The sequence below is a fragment of the Streptomyces sp. NRRL S-337 genome, assembly GCF_000720175.1.
In the GTDB taxonomy this organism is placed as follows: Bacteria; Actinomycetota; Actinomycetes; order Streptomycetales; family Streptomycetaceae; genus Streptomyces; species Streptomyces siderophoricus.
On sequence record NZ_JOIX01000008.1, the window covers coordinates 92263 to 112917 of the forward strand.

17 protein-coding genes and 1 riboswitch are annotated in these 20655 nt (G+C 71.2%); of the genes, 5 read left to right on the forward strand and 12 right to left on the reverse strand.

What is annotated here, in order from left to right; genetic code table 11:
* Nucleotides 1-51: 51 nt before the first annotated feature.
* The 3 genes from IG62_RS49485 to IG62_RS0109115 form a co-directional block, all read right to left on the reverse strand.
* On the reverse strand, nt 52-2229 hold the full coding sequence (locus IG62_RS49485) for a trypsin-like peptidase domain-containing protein (protein WP_030799599.1): 2178 nt from the start codon (nt 2227-2229) through the stop codon (nt 52-54).
* Complete coding sequence (locus tag IG62_RS41540; RefSeq protein ID WP_030799601.1) at nt 2226-2729, reverse strand: CU044_2847 family protein; 504 nt, start codon at nt 2727-2729, stop codon at nt 2226-2228. The genes IG62_RS49485 and IG62_RS41540 overlap by 4 nt, the downstream gene beginning before the upstream one ends.
* Before the next feature lie 147 nt (nt 2730-2876).
* Nucleotides 2877-3725, reverse strand: coding sequence for a thioesterase family protein (locus IG62_RS0109115; protein ID WP_030799604.1), 849 nt, complete (start codon nt 3723-3725; stop codon nt 2877-2879).
* Nucleotides 3726-3819: 94 nt separating this feature from the next.
* Between IG62_RS0109115 and IG62_RS0109120 the strand changes: the two genes are divergently transcribed.
* A complete protein-coding gene (locus tag IG62_RS0109120) occupies nt 3820-4458 on the forward strand; it encodes a trimeric intracellular cation channel family protein (protein ID WP_030799607.1) in 639 nt (212 codons plus the stop codon).
* 16 nt (nt 4459-4474) lie between these two features.
* Here the strand turns inward: IG62_RS0109120 and IG62_RS0109125 are convergent, their stop codons facing one another.
* From IG62_RS0109125 to IG62_RS0109165, 9 genes are all read right to left on the reverse strand, one after another.
* Nucleotides 4475-5884, reverse strand: coding sequence for a M1 family metallopeptidase (locus IG62_RS0109125; RefSeq protein ID WP_030799609.1), 1410 nt, complete (start codon nt 5882-5884; stop codon nt 4475-4477).
* A 110-nt stretch (nt 5885-5994) separates the two neighbouring features.
* The gene (locus IG62_RS0109130; RefSeq protein ID WP_051797801.1) at nt 5995-7080 is read right to left on the reverse strand and encodes an ABC transporter ATP-binding protein; all 1086 of its coding nucleotides are present in this window, start codon (nt 7078-7080) and stop codon (nt 5995-5997) included.
* Between the two features lie 29 nt (nt 7081-7109).
* Nucleotides 7110-8249 carry an ABC transporter ATP-binding protein gene (locus tag IG62_RS0109135; protein ID WP_030799613.1) on the reverse strand — a complete coding sequence of 380 codons (1140 nt, stop codon included), beginning with the start codon at nt 8247-8249 and terminating at the stop codon, nt 7110-7112.
* The gene (locus IG62_RS0109140; protein ID WP_030799615.1) at nt 8246-9256 is read right to left on the reverse strand and encodes an ABC transporter permease; all 1011 of its coding nucleotides are present in this window, start codon (nt 9254-9256) and stop codon (nt 8246-8248) included. The genes IG62_RS0109135 and IG62_RS0109140 overlap by 4 nt, the downstream gene beginning before the upstream one ends.
* 78 nt (nt 9257-9334) lie before the next feature.
* Nucleotides 9335-11089, reverse strand: a complete 1755-nt coding sequence (locus IG62_RS0109145; RefSeq protein ID WP_030799616.1) for an ABC transporter substrate-binding protein — start codon at nt 11087-11089, stop codon at nt 9335-9337.
* Between the two features lie 114 nt (nt 11090-11203).
* A complete protein-coding gene (locus IG62_RS0109150) occupies nt 11204-12202 on the reverse strand; it encodes an ABC transporter permease (RefSeq protein ID WP_030799618.1) in 999 nt (332 codons plus the stop codon).
* A 406-nt stretch (nt 12203-12608) separates the two neighbouring features.
* Complete coding sequence (locus IG62_RS0109155; protein ID WP_030799620.1) at nt 12609-13406, reverse strand: enhanced serine sensitivity protein SseB C-terminal domain-containing protein; 798 nt, start codon at nt 13404-13406, stop codon at nt 12609-12611.
* Nucleotides 13407-13526: 120 nt separating this feature from the next.
* Nucleotides 13527-14330, reverse strand: coding sequence for an enhanced serine sensitivity protein SseB (locus IG62_RS0109160; protein WP_030799622.1), 804 nt, complete (start codon nt 14328-14330; stop codon nt 13527-13529).
* A gap of 133 nt (nt 14331-14463) precedes the next feature.
* On the reverse strand, nt 14464-15204 hold the full coding sequence (locus IG62_RS0109165) for an AAA family ATPase (RefSeq protein ID WP_078871897.1): 741 nt from the start codon (nt 15202-15204) through the stop codon (nt 14464-14466).
* 223 nt (nt 15205-15427) lie between these two features.
* Nucleotides 15428-15523, forward strand: a riboswitch (glycine riboswitch).
* 150 nt (nt 15524-15673) lie between these two features.
* Here IG62_RS0109165 and gcvT point away from each other — a divergent pair.
* The 4 genes from gcvT to IG62_RS0109185 all read left to right on the forward strand — a co-directional run bounded on the left by gcvT (nt 15674) and on the right by IG62_RS0109185 (nt 20567).
* A complete protein-coding gene (gene gcvT, locus IG62_RS0109170; RefSeq protein WP_030799628.1) occupies nt 15674-16801 on the forward strand; it encodes a glycine cleavage system aminomethyltransferase GcvT in 1128 nt (375 codons plus the stop codon).
* 130 nt (nt 16802-16931) lie between these two features.
* Complete coding sequence (gcvH, locus tag IG62_RS0109175) at nt 16932-17309, forward strand: glycine cleavage system protein GcvH (protein WP_030799630.1); 378 nt, start codon at nt 16932-16934, stop codon at nt 17307-17309.
* Between the two features lie 56 nt (nt 17310-17365).
* Nucleotides 17366-18628, forward strand: a complete 1263-nt coding sequence (glyA, locus tag IG62_RS0109180; RefSeq protein WP_030799632.1) for a serine hydroxymethyltransferase — start codon at nt 17366-17368, stop codon at nt 18626-18628.
* 256 nt (nt 18629-18884) lie between these two features.
* Complete coding sequence (locus IG62_RS0109185; RefSeq protein WP_030799634.1) at nt 18885-20567, forward strand: APC family permease; 1683 nt, start codon at nt 18885-18887, stop codon at nt 20565-20567.
* Nucleotides 20568-20655: the final 88 nt, after the last annotated feature.

Genomic DNA, 20655 nt, shown 5'->3' on the forward strand with positions numbered 1-20655 from the left:
CCCGGCTCCCCCGGCCGGTGGGACACGGGTGTGGCTGTCGTTCCGGGGGGCTCATGGCTGGGTCAGTACCCAGGCATCGGGCGCGAGTTGCGGGGGCCGGTGGTCCGGGGCGTCGTAGAGCAGGGACAGTTTGCGGCCGGGGTGGGTGGAGCTCTCGGGTTCGGCCATCGCCTTGGCCCGTTCGAGCCGGACGACCTCGGGGACCTCGGTGTGGTCCGCGCCGTCCACCAGGGCCAGCAGGTCCTGGGCGAGGTGCTCGCCGTGGTCGGCGCGGTGCCACAGGACGGTGTGCACACCGGCCTGGACGCACTGGCGCAGCAGGGTGCCGTGGTGGTGCGGCGGGCAGCAGACGATCACCGTGCCGGCGTCGCGGTGCACCTCCAGCTGGGCGCGGGCGACCTTGCGGTCGGTGTGCCGGTGGTCGAGGACCAGCCGCTTGGCGTGCGGCAGGGCGGCGGTGCGCTGTTTCCACCCGGCGTAGCTCTCCCGTGAGCGCTCGGTGGTGCGGACCACCACGCGGCGGGTGATGCCCGGGGCGAACGGCCCGTCCTCGTCGCTGTCCGGTGATTCCCAGGCGTCGACGTCGAGGCCCAGCCAGGCGCACGGGAGGAAGTACTCCACCAGGGCGGTCTCCGGGTCCTCCCGCACCTCGGTGCGCAGCACCCGGCGGATGTCGTCGACGACCTGCTCGCTGCCCGCCTCGGTGTCCCGGACCAGCGCGAGCCGGTGCGGCCGGCCGTCGGCGAAGGTCCAGATCTGGTAAGTGAAGCGGCGGCCGGTGGGGGCCGGCAGCAGCTCCACCTGGACGCGCGGGGCGAGGGCCGGCCCGCGGACGGCGGTGGCCGCCGGCCCGGGCGCGGCCACCGGCGCGGGGGCCGCGGCGGCCGTCACATCGGCACGGAACTGGCTGATCGCCGCCTCGTCGACGCCGGACCGGGCGGCCACCCGCTCCACCCAGGCATCCAGGTCGTCGGCCGGATACGGGCCGGCCGCCCGCTCCTCGACGCTGATCCGCACCACCCCCTGGAGCAGCGGGGGCACCGGGGCGCCGGCGGTGGAGCCGAATCCCTCCAGGGCTTCGACGGCGTCGGCGAGGCCGGTGACGGCGGGGAGTTCGGGGGCGTGCGGCAGCACCCGGGCGAGCAGGGTGCGGGGATCGGTGCGGGTGCAGTGTGCCAGCAGGCCGGCGAGGTCGCGGCGCTGACGGGTGGTCAGGTATTCGCCGGGGCGGACCGTACGGGCCGCGCGGCGCAGCCGCTCCCAGTCCTCGCGGGCGCCGTAGGGGCCGGGGCGGTGATGCGGGTCGTACGGGTCCGGGGGCGCGAGGGGCTCCTGGTCGCGGACCACGTCGAGGAGTTCGGGGAGGCCGCGGCGGACGCTCACCGCGAGGCCGACCAGCCGCTCCAGATCGGCGGCCGGGCCCGCCGAGGCCCGGCCGAGCCGGGCGGCGAGCCGCCGCTCGCAGTCCGGCACCGCCTCGCGGCCCTTGAGGACCCGTTCCAGGGCGGTGAGCAGCTGCTGGACGCCGCGGCGGGCGGTGGGCACCGCGGAGGGCGGGAGGGTGGGGAGTTCGGCCTCGATGGCGGGCACGCTGATGGCGTACATCGTCGCGGGCCGGTCCCCGGCGCCTTCGGGGGCGCGGTGGACGGCGACGACCAGGCCGACCACGGCCTGCCGTTCGCGGTCCCACAGCGGGCCGCCGCTGAAGCCCTCGGTGACCTGAGTGCCGCCGAGCACGTCCAGCGCGATCCAGGGCGGCGCCGAGACCCGGGGCACGGCCCGGACGGTGGGCAGCGGATTGCCGCTGGCCCATAACGCGATGGTTTCCCCGGCGTAGTTGTGCTGGAGGAACGGTGCGGGCTCGGCGCCCGGGGGCGGGGCGTCGGTGAGCTCCAGGACCGCGAGGTCGCCGTGGTAGGGCACCCGGCCGGGGTCGGCCGGGCCGGGTCCGGCTGCCGTGGCGCGCGGCGGGGTCCACATCTCGCGGACGACCCGGGCGGTCAGGTCCACCCCGGCCGCGACATGGGGCAGCCGGACCGTGAGGGTCTCGCCGGGGCCCGGGGTGTCCTGGGAGAAACGCGCCCTGCCCAGGGCGCTGTTGACGACGTGGGCGCAGGTCAGGATCAGCCGCTCGGCGACCAGGACGCCCGCGCCGACGGCCCGTTCGCCGTCCCGTACGGAGGCGAAGGACAGCTGGAGCGGGGTGTCCGGACCTGCGCCGGTGATCATGGCGCGGCACCGCCCGGGGTGCCCTGGGCCCCCGCGCCGTCCGGCGCGCCGCCGCCCTCGTCACCGCGGCGCTCGCCGTGGCGGTGGGCGCTGCGGTCCCCGGCGAGGTTCCAGGTGGCGGAGACCTTGAAGCTGGCCTCGCCGTTGCCGGTGAAGACCCCGAGGTGCAGATCCGAGCCGAGGGTCACCCCGAACTCCACGGTGACCTCGTCCGGGCGGTGGCTGCCGGCCGAGATCGAGCGGTGGATCTGGCCGAGCACACCGCCGAGCGGCCGCAGCGCCTCCTCCAGGACCTCGCCGCCGCGGGTCAGCGCCCGGCCCATCCGGCCGTCGACGCTGACCGGCTGCGCGGAGCCGAACGCGTCGGGCAGCTCCAACTCGCCGTCAGCGGCGGTGGTTTGCCCGGACACCGCGCCCGGCGGGCCGTCGGCGGCCGCCGGCGCCTGGGCGCGCAGCCAGACGACGGTCCCGTCCTCCATCGTGAGCGGCACGTCCCCCATGGCGATCAGTCTGACATGAGCCGCACCGCCCCCGCGCGCACTTTTGCGTCACTCTCCGACCTCTCGCACCGGTGGCCACCTGCGGAAAGTCCATTCCGGAGGGGGCCGCACGGTAGCTCGTGGGCGCGGCCGCGCCGACGTGGCGGATCAGTCCACTCCGAGGGCCCGCGCCAGTTGGCGTGATTGCGCCACCAGCCGGTCCTCCGCGTCCCACACTTCCGCGTCCTCCTCAAGGAACCCGCCGGCCAGATTGCGGGTGGTGATGGCGACCCGCAGCGGCCCGGGTGCCGGGCGGTGCCGGACGTGGACGGTCAGTTCGACGGTGGGGACCCAGCCGGACAGCCCCATCTCGAAGGCGGTGGGCGGCAGCGCGTCGACGGTCAGCAGGAGGGACAGCGGGTCGGGGTCCCGGCCGTCGGCGAGCCCGAACCAGGCGCGCATCTCGCCCCGGCCGGACGGTGCGCCGACCGCCCAGCCCGCGGTCGCCGGGTCCAGCCGGAGGTCGAGCCGCTCGGCGATGGCGGTGCTGCCGGGGATGGCCGGGGCCCCGCCGGGGGCGCTGTCGGTGCCCAGGCAGTGCTCGTACGGCGGGATGGCGGGCGGTTTGGCCGTCGTGCGGACGTCGTCGGGCAGCGCGCCGAGGTCGCCGTACGCGGCGAGCACCCGCAGCCGCTCGACCTCGGTGCCGTCCTCCTCGAACTGGACGAGGGTCGCGGTCCCGGTCGACATGGTGCGGCCGGTGCGCACCACGTCGGTGCGGATGATGGCCGGGCCGGGAACGGAGGCGGTGAGGTAGTGCGCGGTGACCGACAGCGGGTCGGGGTGCGGCAGGGCGTCGCCGAGGGCGCGGCCCATGAGGGCGAGGAGGTAGCCGCCGTTGACCGCCTGGATGATCGTCCAGCCCGCGGAGAGCTGGGCTTCGTAGATGCCGGTTGCGCGGCGGGTGACCGCGGTGTCGCGGTCGAACTCACTGTTGCCTGAGGTGACCAGAGCCATGGCGGCACGGTACACGGATAAATTACCGACCGGTAGGGTCAGCTTTTCCGGATGCAAGCGGAGAGGGCCGTTCCGGCCCTGCCATGATGACGCCATGCTTCACGTCCTCTACCTGGCCGGCGTCGCGGCCTTCGCGGCGAGCGGGGTGCTGGCCGCCTACCGCGCCAACATGGACCCCTTCGGCGGCCTGGTGCTCGCCTTCGCCGCGTCCATCTCCGGCGGCACGATGCGCGACCTCATCCTCGACCGGCGGCCGCTGTACTGGACGCACGACTGGGTGCTGCTCACCGTGATCATCTGCGTGGGCGTCGGCACCATCGTCTATCTGCGGTTCTGGTCACTGCCCCGGAAAGCGCTGCTGGTGGTCGACGCGGTCGGACTGTCCGTGGTCACCGTGATCGGCGCCCGGGCCGCCATCGCGGCGGGCGCCACCCCGCTCGCCGTGATCATCCTGGCGGTGCTCACCGGCGTCGCCGGCGAGGTCATCCGGGACGTGCTGTGCGGCGAGTTCCCCCCGCTGCTGCTGCGCGAGGACGTCTACGCCATCGCCGCACTGGCCGGTGCCGGCTGCCTCCTGTTGCTGCACCACCTCGGCGCCCGGCCCACCCCCGCCGCGGCGATCTCGGCGGGGGTGGTGTTCGCCCTGCGGATGGGCGCGGTCTACCTGGGGCTGCACCTGCCGCGCCCCCAGCAGCTCCGCCCCCGGCCGGGCAGCCGGCCGGACGCCGACTGACCGGCCCGGCCGCCGGCTACCTCACGGACAGCGCCGGCTTGCTCTCCGTGTACAGCCAGGTGTTGAAGAAGTCCCCCAGCTTCTGCCCGGAGACCTTCTCCGCCAGCGCGACGAACTGGGCGGTGTCCGCGTTGCCGTAGCGGTGGGCCGCGGTCCAGGCCGGCAGCAGCTGGAAGAACGCCGTGTCACCGATGCGCTCGCGGAGCGCCTGGAGGGTCATCGCACCCCGCCGGTAGACCGCGGCGGAGAACATCGTGTCGCGCTGCGGATCGGCGATCTTCTGCTTCCAGAAGCCGTCGTCCGCGGGGATCGCGTCGTACGCCTTGCGGAAGGAGTCGTGCGCGCTGACCGTGCCGCGGTGCTCGCTCCACAGCCACTGCGCGTAGCTGGCGAAGCCCTCGTTGAGCCAGATGTCCTTCCACTGCCGCACCGACACCGAGTCGCCGAACCACTGGTGGGCCAGTTCGTGGACGATCGTGGTCTCGCTGCGCACCGCCGAGTAGACCGGCTTGGACTGCACCTCCAGCGAGAACCCGGCCTGCGGCATGTCGTCGACGACCGCGCCGGTCTCCTCGAACGGGTACTTCCCGAAGACCTTCGACCAGTAGTCGGTGGCCTCCGCGGTGATGCCGTACACGTCCACCTGGCCGGTCGGCAGGGTCGGGTCGGTGGCCACGTAGACCGGGATGCCGCCGGGGGTGGTGCCGGTGCGGACGTCGAACTTCCCGATGGTGGCGGTGGCGAGGTAGGTCGCCATCGGGCGGGACTCGCGCCAGTGGGCGTACGAGCGGCCGTGCGCCTCCCCGGAGGCGATCAGCCGGCCGTTGGAGACCCCGGTCAGGCCCTTGGGGGCGTCGATGCGGATGTCGTACGTCGCCTTGTCGCCCGGGTGGTCGCTGGAGGGGAACCACGTCGAGGCTGCGTTCGGCTCGCAGGCGACGAACACCCCGTCCTTGGTCTTCATCCAGCCGTAGTCCGAGCCGAAGACGATCGGGCCGCTCAACGGCTTGGGGACGCCGTGGTAGGCGACGGTGACGGTGAACTTCCCGCCGCGGCGCAGCGGGAAGGACGGGTGGACGGTTATCTCGTCGCCGGATCTCGCGAAGTGCGCCCGCCGGCCGTTCACCCGCACCGAGTCGACGGTCAGCTTCTGCAGGTCGAGGTCGAAGGCGGAGAGGTTCTGGGTGGCCCGGGCGGTGAGCGTGGTGCGGCCGTCGAGCCGGCCGCTGTCGGGGTGGTAGCTGACGCCGAGGTCGTAGTGCAGGGCGTCGAAGCCGCCGTTGCCCAGTTCGGGGAAGTACGGGTCGCCGGCGCCGGGCGCGCCGGGGGTCGCCGCGGGAGCGGCGGCGATGGTGGCGGCCGAGGCCACCGCGGTGGCCAGGGCCAGCCAGCGGGAGGTGCGGCGCGCGGAGCGGGAGAGTGCCATGAGCCATCCCTTCGGACACACGGATGAAGGCCGATCGAAGATCGAACAACCGTGCTGACTCTGCACTCTCCCGCCGCGTTCCACCCGCGACTTTGCCAAGTCGTCAGGTGTTACTGATCACTTGATGCCTTACCGGCCGGCCCGCCGGCCGCCGCGGGCGCGGCATCCTCCGCGTTCTCCGGGTGGTGACACGCCACTTGGTGCCCGGTCCGCAGCGCGACCAGCGGCGGCTCGGTGGTGGCGCACACCTCGGTCGCCTTCCAGCAGCGGGTCCGGAACCGGCAGCCGGAGGGCGGGTTGATCGGCGAGGGCACGTCGCCCTTGAGCAGGATCCGGTCCCGCTGGGTGCGCCGCTTGGGGTCCGGCACCGGCACCGCGGACAGCAGCGCCTTGGTGTACGGGTGCATCGGCGTTTCGTAGAGCGAGGTACGGTCGGCCAGCTCCACGATCTTGCCGAGGTACATCACCGCGATCCGGTCCGAGACGTGCCGGATGACCGAGAGGTCGTGGGCGATGATGACGTAGGTCAGGCCCAGCTCCTCCTGGAGGTCGTCCATCAGGTTGACGACCTGCGCCTGGATGGACACGTCCAGCGCGGAGACCGGCTCGTCGGCGACCACCAGCTTGGGCTTGAGCGCCAGCGCCCGGGCGATGCCGATGCGCTGCCGCTGCCCGCCGGAGAACTCGTGCGGATAGCGGTTGTAGTGCTCCGGGCTCAGCCCCACCAGCTCCAGCAGCCGCTGCACCTCCTTCTTCACCCCGCCCTCGGGCTCGACGCCCTGGAGGCGGAAGGGGGTGGAGACGATGCCGCCGATGGTGTGCCGCGGGTTCAGCGAACCGTACGGGTCCTGGAAGATCATCTGGACGTCGCGGCGCATCGGCCGCAGCCTGCCCGTCGACAGATGGGTGATGTCGGTGCCCTGGAACTCGATCGAACCGCCGGTCGGCTCGTCGAGCCGGGTGATCAGCCGGCCCATCGTCGACTTGCCGCAGCCGGACTCGCCGACGACGCCGAGCGTCTCCCCCGGCCGTACGTCGAAGTCGATGCCGTCGACCGCCTGCACCGCGCCGACCTGCCGCTTGAGCAGGCCCTTGGTGATCGGGAAGTGCCGCACCAGCCCGCGCACCCGCAGCAGCGGCTCGGCGTCGTCCCCGGACCCGGCCGGTGCCGCCTCCGCCGACTTCTGGAGCGGGATCGTGGTGTTCTCGTCGTCAGTCGTCTCGGTCACAGCTTCGGCGCAATCTCTTCGGTCCAGATACGCTTCCGCTCCTCCGGCGCCATGTGGCAGGCGGAGAAGTGTCCTCCCCCACCGGCTACGCCCCCATTGGCGGGGGTGCCCCCACTGCCCGCCTCGCGCAGCTCGGGGCGGACCGTACGGGTGAGGTTGTCCTTCGGGACGTCCGCGTACGGGCAGCGGGGGTTGAAGGCACAGCCGGACGGGACGTTGATCAGGCTGGGCGGGGAGCCCTTGACCGGGATCAGCCGCTCGGTCTGCTCCCGGTCGATGCGCGGCATGGAGCCGAGCAGCCCCCAGGTGTAGGGGTGCTGGGGCTCGTAGAAGACCTTCTCGGCCGGGCCGCGCTCGATGCACCGCCCGCCGTACATCACCAGCAGGTCGTCGGCGAGCTCGGCGACCACGCCCAGGTCGTGGGTGATGATGATGACCGCCGAGCCGAACTCCTTCTGCAGATCACGGATCAGGTCCAGGATCTGCGCCTGGACGGTGACGTCCAGGGCGGTGGTCGGCTCGTCCGCGATGAGCAGCTCGGGGTTGTTCACCAGCGCCATCGCGATCATCGCGCGCTGGCGCATACCGCCGGAGAACTGGTGCGGATGGTCGTCCACCCGCTTGTCCGGCTGCGGGATGCCGACCCGGTCGAGCATCTCGATCGCCCGCTTGCGCGCGGTCTTCTTGTCCACGTCGTTGTGGACGCGGTAGGCCTCCACGATCTGGCTGCCGATGGAGTAGAACGGGTGCAGCGCGGACAGCGGATCCTGGAAGATCATGGCCATCTCGCGGCCACGCAGCCGGCGCACCTCGTCCGGGTCCGCGGAGACCAGCTCCTTGCCGTCCAGCCAGATCTCGCCGGACATCCGGACCTTGTTGCGCTGCTGGCGCGAGGCGCGGTGCAGGCCCATCACGGCCAGCGAGGTCACCGACTTGCCGGAGCCGGACTCGCCGACGATGCCGAGCGTCTTGCCCTTCTCCAGGCTGAACGTCAGCCCGTCGACGGACTTCACCACGCCGTCGTCGGTGGGGAAGTGCACCTTCAGGTCGCGTACGTCGAGGAACGCGGACGTCTGCGGTGCCGTTTTCGTGGTGGCCGCCTCAGCGGCGGTCCTGTCCTCGGAGGAGTCGGTCACGAGAGCCTCACCCGCGGGTCGACGGCGGCGTACAGAACGTCCACCACCAGGTTGCATATGACGATGAAGAACGCGGCGAGCAGGGTGACGCCGAGGATGTTCGGCAGGTCGTTGGCGTTGATCGCCTCGACGGCGAAGGCGCCGACTCCCTTGAGCGAGAAGACCTGTTCGGTGATGAGCGCACCGCCGAGCAGCAGGCCGAGGTCCATGCCGAAGACGGTGATGATCGGGGTGAGCGCGGCGCGCAGACCGTGCCGGACGACCACCTTGCGCTCCGGCAGGCCCTTGGCGCGGGCCGTGCGGATGAAGTCCTCGGCCAGCGTCTCCAGCATGCCGGCCCGGGTGAGCCGCGCGTAGAGCGCGGAGTAGAGGAAGGCCAGGGTGACCCAGGGCAGCACCAGGGTGCGGGCCCACAGGAACGGGTTGTCCAGCAGCGGCACGTAGTCGCTGCGTTCGAAGATCGGCCACTGGTAGGTGAACAGGGCCAGGGCCAGCGCGCCGGTGAAGAACATCGGGAGGGAGACGCCGGCCAGCGCCACGCCCATCGCCGCACGGTCGAAGAACGAACCGGGGCGCAGCGCGGAGAGCACGCCGGTGGCGACGCCGGAGACGACCCAGAGCACGGCCGCGCCGGCGGCGAGCGAGAGTGTCACCGGGAGCCGGGACTGGATCTCCGGCCAGACCTCGATGTGCGTCTTGAACGAGTAGCCGAAGCACGGCACGTGGCACTTGGCCGCTTCCGGGCCGAACTTGTAGTCGACGCCGGCGAAGATGCCCTTGAGGAAGTCCCAGTACTGCTCGTACACGGGCTTGTCCAGGCCGAGGTTCTTCTTCACCGCGGCGATGTCCGCGGCCGTGGGGGCCTTTCCGATGTACTGCTGGGCAAGCTGGTCGGTGCTCTGCCCGGCCAGTTTCGGCAGCAGGAAGAAGATGCCAAAAGTGACCGCGCTGACGATCAGCAGCAGGATCACTGCGCTGATCAACCTGCGGATGATGTACGAGAACACGGGGATGCGGCGTCGGCGCCGCGGGCCGGCCGGGACCGGCCCGCGGACACCAATGCCTTCACCTGCCTTCCAGGGCTGCTACTTCTTGACGCCGATGTTGAGGTAGTCGTACTGACCGCTGAAGGCCGAGGTGGACACCAGGTTGGTGGCCTTGGGCGAGCGGTACATCAGGACCTTGAAGTAGGTGAGCGGGACCAGCGCCGCCTGCTCCATCGTCTTCTTGTCGATCTCGGCGTACGCCTTCTCGCGGGCCGCCTTGTCGGTGTTGGCGATGGCCGTCTCGAGCAGCTTGTTGATCTCCGGGTCGTCCAGCTCGGACAGGTTGGTGTTGCCGGACTTGCTGATCGCCTTGCCGTTCAGGATCTGCTGCAGGTAGCCGTAGCCGGTGGGGAAGTCGGAGCCCCACTGCATCATGATCAGGCCGACGTTGTTCTTCTTGTTGAACGCCGGCACACCGGCGTAGTCCGAGAAGTACTTGCTCGTCGGGTACGACTGGATCTTGGCGGTGACGCCGATCTTCTTGAGTGACTCGATGACCGAGGTGGCCGCGTCGACCTCGTCCTGGCGGTCGTTGCGGGCCAGGATCGTGGTCGTGGCCTTGCCGGCGCCGCACTTGTCCCAGTGCTTCTTGGCCTCGGCCAGGTCGAGCTTGTCGCCGTCGTACTTCTGCGGGTACAGGTCGTACTTCTGGTAGCCGGCGATGTCGGTCGGCAGGACCGTGGAGGCCAGCTCACCGCGGATCGGGCCGCCGAGCGCGGTCTGCACGGCCTTCTTGTCGATCGCGTACTCGACCGCCTTGCGGCACTCAAGGTTGTCGAACGGCTTCACCTTGGTGTTGATCGCCGTGTAGACGAGGCGCTGGCCGAGCGCGTTGTCGGTGTTGGCCTTCTCGTCGGCGTTGGTCAGGAGCTGGGCCTGCGTCTGGCCGTCGACGCCGCGGCCGGCCAGGTCGACCAGGGTGTTGCCGGACTGGAGGTCCTTGTCGATCGTCGACTGGGCGACCTTCAGGTTCAGCACGATCTTGTCCGGGAGCTGCTTGCGCAGCGGGTCGGTCTTCGCCGACCACTGCGGGTTGCGGACCAGGGTGAGCTGCTTGCCCTCCTGGTAGCTCTGGAACTTGTACGAGCCGGTGGACAGCACGGACTTGGTGTAGTCCGCGCCCTTGTCCTTGGCCTGCGGGACCGGCGCGGTCTGCGGGGCGCTGACCAGGTAGTCGAACTCGGCGAACGGCTTCTTGAGGTGGAAGACGATCGTCTGGTCGTCGGGCGTCTCGATGGACTTCAGGCCGGCCTTGCTCTTGTCCTTGTACGGACCCTTGTAGCCGCCGCCGTCGTTGTCCTTGAGGAACTGCTGGAAGTAGTTCGGGCCCAGCGAGAGCACGTCACGCGCGAAGTTGGAGCGCTCCACGGCGTACTTGACGTCCTGCGAGGTGACGGTGGAGCCGTCCTCGTACTTGACGCCCTTGCGGAGCTTGTACGTCCAGGTCTTGCCGCCGTCGCTGGGCTTGCCCATGGACTCGGCGAGGTCCGGGACCAGCTCGTTGCCCTTGGTGCCGGGGCCCGGCTTGAAGGTGGTGAGCGGGCGCGCGTAGAGCCGGCTGAAGTTGTAGATGAAGGCGTAGTAGGTGTTGCCCGGGTCGAACGACTCGGGGGCGTCGCTCATGGCGTAGGTGACGGTGCCGCCCTTGGCGTCCGAGGCGTTGACGACGCCCTTGGTGGCCGCGTTGGCCTCGCCGGAGCCTTCCGAGGAGCCCTTGCCCCCGCTGCAGCCGGCCAGCAAAAGGCCCGCACTGGTGATGGCCGCTATGGTCGCGACCGGAACTGACCTTCGCATGGTGGTCGGTGTCCCCTTCGTTCGGTCTTCGTACGGTCTTCGTTCGGTCTTCGTTCGTCGAGAAACGTCACAACACAAAGCGCGGTGGCGGCTGGGCGGACGCCCGCGGTGCCGTCAGCGGCTGCGCGGGTCCAGCGCGTCCCGCAGACCGTCACCGAGCAGGTTGAACGCGAGCACGGTGACGAAGATCGCGAGGCCGGGGACGATCATGTACTGGGGGTCGACCTCGTAGTACTTGACCGCCTGGTTGAGCATGCCGCCCCAGGAGGCCTGGGGCGGCTGGATGCCGACGCCCAGGAAGCTCAGCGCGGCCTCGAAGAGGATGTTGGAGGGGATCAGCAGCGTCGAGTAGACGATGATGGGGCCCACCAGGTTGGGCAGCAGCTCCCGGAAGAGGATGAACGGTCCGCGCGCGCCCATGCCCCGGGCGGCGTCCACGAATTCCCGCTCGCGCAGCGACAGGGTCTGCGCCCGCACGATCCGTCCCATGTACGGCCAGTTGAAGAAGCCGATCACGAAGATCAGTACCGAGATGTGCAGCGGCAGGCCCTCCAGGCCGAAGGCGCCGCCCTGCAGCGAGGCGGAGATCGCGATGGCGAACAGCAGCAGCGGGAACGCCAGGAAGACGTCCATCATGCGGCTGATGAAGGCGTCCACCCGCCCGCGGTAGAAACCGGCGATCACGCCGAGCACGGTGCCGATGGCGACCGACAGCAGCGTGGCGCCGAACGCCACGATCAGCGACACCCAGGAGCCCTCCAGGACCCGGGCGAGCAGATCACGGCCGAACTTCGGGTCCACGCCGAGCAGGTGGTCCCCGCTCATCCCGCCGAAGTCCCCCTTGGGCAGCGTGGTGTTGGGGTCGATCAGCGACTCGTTGGGCGCGTTGGGGTCCAGCCCCAGCAGGGCCTGCAGCGGGCGGGAGAACGCCGCGACGGCGATCAGCAGGATGACAACGATGGCACCGGCCACCGCGACCTTGTCCCGCCGGAAGCGCAGCCATGCGATCTGGCCGAGCGAGCGCCCTTCGATGCGCTTGCTCGCCACGCCCTCCAGCACCGCTTCCGGCTGCGCCTCGGCAGCCGCCCCGGTGGTCTCGATCGGTGCGGTCACGGTGCCTTTGACCCCTCTCGGCCGACGGTGGCCGGCCCCTGCCCGCCGCGGTAGCGGCCTGGTTCACGTCAATTGGTGCACTTCGGAGCAAGTCCGGCCACCTTCGCGGGAGTTCACCTTGCGGAAGGAAGCGGTTCACACGACGCCGACCGGAATGTCGCTCGCACATAGGACCGAGGCCCTTGTTGGTTCCGGAGTCTTCATCCCCTTCGCGATCAGTCACCAGCCCTGACGGGGAAAGGATGCGCAACTGTGATGTGCTCCACGGCTTTCCGTTATACGGACACAAGTTCGGGCTGAGCGGAGCCGAGAGCCGCGGGAGAGCACCTCAACCGCGGGGCGTACGGGGCGAATTCAGCGCAAAACCCCTGTCGGAGCGACACGCTCCGACAGGGGAGACCGGCTGTCAGTAAGGCCGCGGGTAGCCGTAGCCGTACGAGGGCGCCGGCGGCCGGGCCGGCTGCTGGGTGTAGCCGTCACGGTCGAAGAACGGCCGCGCGGCGGCCCGCATCCACATGGCGACCGGGTCGTACTCGTCGTTCATCGCGACCGTGGAGACCGGCAATCCGTCCGGAACGGCACCGATCGACTGCTGGATCATCAACCGGGCCGAATCCACCGCCTGCGGGCCGGTGTCGTACAGATCCAGACCGATCGCCAGATACGGGGCGCCGAGCGCGGGCTGCACCCAGGCGCGGCGCAACGACCGTACGGCGGGCGTGCGGTGGGCGTTCTGCGCCAGCAGCGCGTAGAACTGCGGGATGTCGATGACCGGGTCGGAGATCCGCAGCGGGCCGGCGGGCAGCCGGTCGAGCCCGCCGGCGATCCGGCGCAGGTCCAGCCAGGGAATGCCGACTCCGCCGCCGGGAGCGTGCGGATTCAGCCACAGTCCCCAGCGGTCGGGAAAGAGCGCGGCGGCGATCTCCAGGCCGCTGACGACCTCGTGGTCGCGGTTCCAGCCGGAGGCGGCGAGTTCGGGCGCGGAGGTCACGCAGGGCGCGTAACCGAGGCCGTCGACCTCCATGTTCCCGTACTGCGCGTCGGGCGAACCGGCCCGGCCGTGCCAGAGCAGCATCCAGACCTGGCCCGCGGCGAGTGCGTGCAGCAGGGCTTCGTAGGCGTCGTAACGGCCGGGCGAGACCTGCTGCAGCAGCTGCTCCAGCTGTCCGGCCGCCGCCGGCCCCTGATGCGCACCCGCACTCACGTGGTCCGTCCCCTCTCTCGGCAGGGCACGTGTGGGTGCGCCCGCGCGTCATCCAACCAGCTTAGGGCTTGCCGATGGTCCAGGGCCGGAAGGCCGCGGCGTCCGCAACAACGGCGAACCCTAGGAGTGCTCGCGCGAGTAGAAGGGCCGTACCCGCTCCAGCATCCAGTCGGCGACCGGGTCGCCCTGGGCGAGGTCGAGCATGACGAGCTGTACGGGCCAGGGCACCGGCACCGCACCCAGGGCACGCCCCAGGCCCGCGAGCACCGCGTCGCGGGCGGATCCGTCGTGCAGCGCCTCGGGGACCGTGGCGACCTGGACACCGACGAACAGTGCGGGCGTGTCGCCTTCGACACTGGCCAGGACACGCCGGGCAGTCAGGACAATTCCGACGCCGGAGAACTCCAGTCCGGCGGCGGCCAGGAAGTCCACCGGCTCGTCCTGCCAGTCCGGTTCGAAGAGCCGCACCCGGCCGCCGCCCGGCAGCCCGCCGGTGTCCGGTTCCTGACGTCCCGAGCGGCACAATTCGGCCACCGCGGGCGGCGGTACCGGGACGCCGACCGTCCCGTCCGGGTTCACCACGATCCCGATCTTCGGCGGCAGCCCGCGGGCGAACTCCCGGGCCGGCGCGACGGTGAAGGACATGTGCGAGCCGACGACCCGCAGGAACTCCTGCTCGGAGCTGTAGACCGGGACGTAGGCCAGCCCGCCGATCTCGACGGTGGGCAGGTCCAGCCCGGCGGTACCCAGGCCCGCGCCCTGCGGACCGCCGCCGTTGGGCAGCGGCACCCACACCCGGCTGCGGCCCAGGACCTCGACGATCCGGCCGCCGGCGCCGGGATGCCCGACCGAGGCGGCCAGCACCTCTTCGAGCTCGTTCGCCGGCCAGGCCAGCTGCGGTATCCCCTGCTCCGGAAAGTTCATCTGCATCCACCCGTGTTCCACACCGCACTCCGCGCTTTCTGGCCCATGACCCTAGACGAGAGAAAGCGGTGGCCGCGCCCGCCGGGCGGGTCGCGCTGCTGCGAGCGGCCGCGCGGGCAAAAGCAGGCGCCGGTCAGCGGAAGGTGAGGGTTTCCAGGGCGCTGGCCGCGCGGCGGTCCAGCAGCACGGCCGAGGCGAATCCCCGCGGCAGCCGGGCCGCCTCCGCGCCGCCGACCAGGTGGGACACCGCCCGGCGGTGCCGGGCGAAGGCGTACCCCGACACCCCGCGGCCGCGCGCCTCCTGGCCGGCCCGGGCCACCTCCGGTGTCACGTCGAGCAGGACGAGATGCAGCCCGCGGCCGCCGCGGCCGGCCGCCCGGGCGATCCAGCGGCGCACCCACACGAGCGTCCCGCAGTCGTGCACCACCACGCTGCGGCCGGAGCGCAGTGCCCTGCCGAGCGCGAGATAGTGCGCGGCGCGGACCAGTGGGCGGTACAGGCCGTAGGGCAGCCGGCGCAGTCTGCCGCGTTCGAAGCGCTCGCGGACGTCCTGGGAGTCGATCCGGTGCACCTCGGCCCCGCCGCCGTCCAGCGGTGGCACGACCCGGTGCATCAGGGTGCTCTTGCCGCTGCCGGGCAGGCCGGAGACGACCACCAGGTCACCGGGCGGGAACCGCAGCTCGGCGGCCCGGGCCCGGCCGTCGCCGCGCAGGTCCACCACCCGCGCCCCGCGCCCCGGCCGGACGACCGGGCGGGCCGGGCGCCGGGCCCGGGGTGCGGCGGCGCGGACCGTCACCGGCTCGGCGGCGCGGACCGTCACCGGCTCTTCGGGTCCGGCCCCCGATGTGGCCGCGAGTGCCGCGTCCCTGTGCATCGTGATCACCCTCCCCGTCCGGGTTACGGTCCGGCCCGAGGCCGGTTCCCTACCCGCAGAGTGTCAAGAAAAGGTAATGACCATCAAGGTGATTGTCCGATCCGCCCACGTCGGGGACGGTGCGCCGACCGGCCCTCCTGTATTCGGCGATCCCGTGCAATGATGTGCGCGCCACGTGCACATCTCGGTTCACCCGTGCACCGCCAACTCCATACCGGCCGCTTGAATCCGCGCGGGAGAGTCCCCGGCCGCCACGGCGGGGCGCCGAAGGAGCAAGTCCTCCCTTGAATCTCTCAGGCCCCTATACCGCGCGGGCGAGGCAGATCTGAAAAGCGAGTCCGGCCCGGCCCACGGGGCGGCTCCACCCAAGGTGCAAACCGGGCCCGTTCGCGGGCTCCCGGTGAACCTCTCAGGTTCCGATGACAGATGGGGAGAACGTCTTGTCACCCCTGCCTGGGAGCCCAGAACCATGACTGATGCCCCCCGCCGCACGGCGCTCGATGCCACGCATCGGGCACTCGGCGCGACCATGACCGACTTCGCCGGCTGGGACATGCCACTGCGCTACGGCAGCGAGCGCGACGAGCACGTCGCGGTCCGCACCCGCGCCGGCCTCTTCGACCTCTCCCACATGGGCGAGATCACCGTCACCGGCCCGCAGGCCGCCGACCTCCTCGACTTCGCCCTGGTCGGGAACATCGGCGGGGTGAAGACCGGCCGCGCCCGGTACACCATGATCTGCAACGCCGAGGGCGGCATCCTGGACGACCTGATCGTCTACCGGCTGGCCGACCAGGAGTACATGGTCGTCGCCAACGCCTCCAACGCCCAGGTCGTGCTGGACGCGCTGACCGCCCGGGGCAGCGGCTTCGACGCCGAGGTGCGCGACGACCGGGACGCCTACGCGCTGCTCGCGGTGCAGGGCCCGGAGTCCCCCGGCATCCTCAAGAAGCTGACGGACGCCGATCTGGACGGGCTGAAGTACTACGCCGGCCTGCCCGGCACGGTCGCCGGCGTCGAGGCGCTGATCGCCCGTACCGGCTACACCGGCGAGGACGGCTTCGAGCTGTTCGTCCGGCCGGCCGACGCGGTCGCCCTCTGGGAGGCGCTGACCGAGGCCGGCAAGGACGTGGGCCTGGTGCCGTGCGGGCTGTCCTGCCGGGACACCCTGCGCCTGGAGGCGGGCATGCCGCTGTACGGGCACGAGCTCACCACCGCCACCACCCCGTTCGACGCGGGCCTGGGCCGGGTCGTGAAGTTCGAGAAGACGGCCAACAACGGCGACTTCGTCGGCCGCGCCGCGCTGGAGGTGGCCGCCGAACGCGCCGAGGCCGCCCCGCCGCGCAAGCTGGTCGGCCTGATCGCCCAGGGCCGCCGGGTCCCGCGCGCGGGCTACCCGGTCGTCTCCGCCGACGGCACGGTCATCGGCGAGGTCACCTCGGGCGCCCCCTCCCCCACGCTCGGCAAGCCGATCGCCATCGCGTACGTCGACGCGGCATACGCCACACCGGGCACCGAGGGTGTCCACGTGGACATCCGTGGAAGCCATGAGCCGTACGAGGTCATCGCACTGCCCTTCTACAAGCGGCAGAAGTAACGGTTCGCCCCGGCGGACCGGGCGGCGGCGCGCCACCGCGCGTCTCACTGTGCAAGACGTTCCCCCCGGACTTCGTCCGGCCAGGTGCCCCCATTCACGATCACACCCTCGCGTACAGGAGAATCGAGCCATGAGCAACCCCCAGCAGCTGCGCTACAGCAAGGAGCACGAGTGGCTGTCGGCCGCCGAGGAAGGCGTCTCGACGGTCGGCATCACGGAGCACGCGGCGAACGCCCTCGGCGACGTCGTCTACGTGCAGCTCCCTGAGGTCGGCTCCACGGTCACGGCGGGCGAGAGCTGCGGTGAGCTGGAGTCGACGAAGTCGGTCAGCGATCTCTACGCGCCCGTGCACGGCGAGATCGTGGAGATCAACGAGGACGTCGTCAGCGACCCCTCGCTGGTGAACTCCGCCCCGTTCGAGGGCGGTTGGCTGTTCAAGGTGAAGATCAGCGACGAGCCCGCCGAGCTGCTCTCGGCCGACGAGTACGCCGCGTTCATCACCGGTTGAGCCATCCCGCCCGTATGGAAGTGCTCTGCGCCCTCTGACCCCTCCAGGAAAGACCCATGTCGCTTCTGAACAGCTCCCTGCACGAGCTCGACCCCGACGTCGCCGCGGCCGTCGACGCCGAGCTGCACCGCCAGCAGTCCACCCTCGAAATGATCGCGTCGGAGAACTTCGCCCCCGTCGCCGTCATGGAGGCCCAGGGCTCCGTCCTCACCAACAAGTACGCCGAGGGTTACCCCGGCCGCCGCTACTACGGCGGCTGTGAGCACGTCGATGTCGTCGAGCAGATCGCCATCGACCGCATCAAGGCCCTCTTCGGCGCCCCTTACGCCAACGTCCAGCCCCACTCCGGCGCCCAGGCCAACGCCGCCGCCATGTTCGCCCTCCTCAAGCCGGGCGACACCATCCTGGGTCTCAACCTCGCCCACGGCGGGCACCTGACCCACGGCATGAAGATCAACTTCAGCGGCAAGCTCTACAACGTCGTCCCCTACCACGTCGACGAGAAGACCAACCTGGTCGACATGGACGAGGTCGAGCGCCTGGCCAAGGAGCACCGCCCCAAGCTGATCGTCGCCGGCTGGTCGGCCTACCCCCGCCAGCTCGACTTCGCCGCCTTCCGCCGCATCGCCGACGCCGTCGACGCCTACCTCATGGTCGACATGGCGCACTTCGCGGGCCTCGTGGCGGCGGGCCTGCACCCCTCCCCGGTGCCGCACGCCCACGTGGTGACCACCACCACCCACAAGACCCTCGGCGGCCCCCGCGGCGGCGTCATCCTCTCCGCCACCCCGGAGATCTCCAAGAAGATCAACTCCGCGGTCTTCCCCGGCCAGCAGGGTGGCCCCCTGGAACACGTCATCGCGGCCAAGGCGGTCTCCTTCAAGGTCGCCGCGTCCGACGAGTTCAAGGAGCGCCAGCAGCGGACCCTGGAAGGCGCCAAGATCCTCGCCGAGCGCCTGGTCCAGGACGACGTCACCGAGCACGGCGTTTCGGTCCTGTCCGGCGGCACCGACGTCCACCTCGTCCTGGTCGACCTGCGCAACAGCCAGCTCGACGGCCAGCAGGCCGAGGACCGCCTCCACGAGGTCGGCATCACCGTCAACCGCAACGCCATCCCCAACGACCCCCGGCCCCCGATGGTGACCTCGGGTCTGCGGATCGGCACCCCGGCCCTGGCCACCCGCGGTTTCACGGCCGACGACTTCCGCGAGGTCGCCGACATCATCGCCGAGGCCCTCAAGCCCGACTACGACGCCGAGGCCCTCAAGGCCCGGGTCACCGCGCTCGCGGAGAAGTACCCGCTGTACCCGTCGCTGTGACGCGTCTCATGCGGTGATCCTCCGGTCCGCCGGCCCTCGGCGGACGCGGGCTCAACGGGCCGTGAGCCCGGGGCCGTTGGTCCCGGGCTCGTGGTCCGCATGCCCGGATTCCCCTCCCCCTTCGTCGATGTCGCGCGCCCTCACGGCGGAACCGGTGATTCACGGTGATTCGCGCGAAATAAGGTGTCAGCGGCATACGCAGCGGCCCTTCAACGGCGAGGGGGAATTTCGACAGCAGGACGGACGACACCACCCCATGGACATGAGCGCGGGCGACCGGAAGGGCCTCAGCCTCTTCGCCCTCATCATGATCGGCATCGGCTCGATCTTCGGCTCCGGTTGGCTCTTCGGCGCCGGCGCCGCCGCGCAGGTGGCGGGCCCCGCGGCGCTGGTCGCCTGGGTGATCGGTGCCGTCTTCATCGGCATGATCGCGATGTCCTACGCAGAGGTCGGCGCGGCTTACCCGATCCCCGGCGGAATGGCCCGCTACGGCCACCTCTCGCACGGACCGGTGCTCGGCTTCCTCACCGGCTGGGCGGTGTGGATCGCGACCGCCTCGCTCATCCCGATCGAATCGATCGCCGCCACCCAGTACATGACGTCCTGGGGCTTCGGCTGGGCGAAGGGGCTGGTCGAACCGGCCGGCCACCAGCTCTCGGCGTCCGGCATGGCCGTGGCGCTGGCCCTGACCGTCGCGCTCTGGCTGACCTGCTACTGGTCGGTGCAGTTGCTGGCCCGCGCCAACACCGTGCTCACCGTGGTGAAGTTCGCCATCCCGGTGCTCGCCGTGGCGGCGCTGGCCGCCTCCGGCTTCCACACCTCGAACTTCACCGCGCAGGGCGGCTTCGCCCCGTACGGCTGGTCGGCCGTGCTCACCGCCGTCACCACCTGCGGTGTGGTCTTCGCCTTCAACGGGTTCCAGGCCGTGGTCAACCTCGGCGGCGCCGCCCGGAACCCGGGCCGGGCCATCCCGGTCGCCCTGGTCGGTGCGCTCGCCCTGGGCCTGGTGATCTACCTGGCGCTGCAGACCGCGTACCTGGGGGCGGTGCCGCCCGAGCAGCTGGCCCGGGCCGGCGGCTGGCAGGGGGTGAACCTGGGCTCGCCGTTCGCCGACCTCGCCAAGCTGCTGATGCTGCACTGGGTGGTCACGATGCTGCAGTTCGGCGCGTTCATCTCGCCGGCCGGCTCCAACATCGCCAACGTGGCCTCGGCCGCGTACATGGTCACCAACCTGGCGGAGACCGGCTTCTTCCCGCGGAAGCTGGCGGCCGTGCACCCGCGGTACGGCACCGCCCGCCCGGCGATGTGGCTCAACCTCGGCTTCTCCGTCCTGTTGCTGCTGACCGTCGGGCGCAGCTGGCAGGCGCTGGCCGGGGTGGTCTCGGCGGCCATGGTCATCTCGTACCTGATCGGCCCGATCGCGGTGGGGGTGCTGCGGCGGACCGCGCCGGAGCTGCCCCGTCCGTTCCGGCTGCCGGCCGCCGGCGTCCTCTGCCCGGTCACCTTCGCCTTCGCGGCCTGCGCCCTGTACTGGTCGAAGTGGCCGGACACCGGCAAGGTGACCGCGCTGACGCTGGTGTCCGTGCCGATCGCGGTGCTGGTGCTGCGCCACAAGGCCGGGTCCCTCGGCGCGGCCCGGCTGCGGCGGCAGTTCGCCCCGGCCTGGTGGATGATCGCCTTCCTGCTCTGGCTGGCCGCGCTGTCCGCACTGGGCAGCCCGGACTTCGGCGGGCACGGCGTCATCCCCGGCGGCCTGGACATCGCCCTGGTCGCGCTCTCCGCGCCGGCCTTCTACTTCTGGGCCGTACGGGCCGGCGTCCGGGCCCGGGCGACCGGTCCGACCGGCCCGCCGGCCGCCGCGGTGGCCGGCCCGACACCCGCGGTGACCCCGACACCTCCCGTTACACCCGCCGACGGCCGCCCGACGGTTTCCGTCTGACGGCACCGCGCCGGGTCCGCGTTACGCTCGACATCCGGCGCAGAAACGTACCTCTTCGTCCGATAGCTCCACCGTCCACCACGAGCAG

Excerpts from the sequence above, each read along its gene's own strand:
- IG62_RS0109185 (WP_030799634.1), top strand. The coding sequence starts at position 18,885 with ATGGACATGAGCGCGGGCGACCGGAAGGGCCTCAGCCTCTTCGCCCTC.
- IG62_RS49485 (WP_030799599.1), bottom strand. The coding sequence starts at position 2,229 with ATGATCACCGGCGCAGGTCCGGACACCCCGCTCCAGCTGTCCTTCGCC.
- IG62_RS41540 (WP_030799601.1), bottom strand. The coding sequence starts at position 2,729 with ATGGGGGACGTGCCGCTCACGATGGAGGACGGGACCGTCGTCTGGCTG.
- IG62_RS0109145 (WP_030799616.1), bottom strand. The coding sequence starts at position 11,089 with ATGCGAAGGTCAGTTCCGGTCGCGACCATAGCGGCCATCACCAGTGCG.
- IG62_RS0109160 (WP_030799622.1), bottom strand. The coding sequence starts at position 14,330 with ATGAACTTTCCGGAGCAGGGGATACCGCAGCTGGCCTGGCCGGCGAAC.
- IG62_RS0109115 (WP_030799604.1), bottom strand. The coding sequence starts at position 3,725 with ATGGCTCTGGTCACCTCAGGCAACAGTGAGTTCGACCGCGACACCGCG.
- gcvH (WP_030799630.1), top strand. The coding sequence starts at position 16,932 with ATGAGCAACCCCCAGCAGCTGCGCTACAGCAAGGAGCACGAGTGGCTG.
- IG62_RS0109165 (WP_078871897.1), bottom strand. The coding sequence starts at position 15,204 with ATGCACAGGGACGCGGCACTCGCGGCCACATCGGGGGCCGGACCCGAA.
- IG62_RS0109125 (WP_030799609.1), bottom strand. The coding sequence starts at position 5,884 with ATGGCACTCTCCCGCTCCGCGCGCCGCACCTCCCGCTGGCTGGCCCTG.
- gcvT (WP_030799628.1), top strand. The coding sequence starts at position 15,674 with ATGACTGATGCCCCCCGCCGCACGGCGCTCGATGCCACGCATCGGGCA.
- IG62_RS0109120 (WP_030799607.1), top strand. The coding sequence starts at position 3,820 with ATGCTTCACGTCCTCTACCTGGCCGGCGTCGCGGCCTTCGCGGCGAGC.
- glyA (WP_030799632.1), top strand. The coding sequence starts at position 17,366 with ATGTCGCTTCTGAACAGCTCCCTGCACGAGCTCGACCCCGACGTCGCC.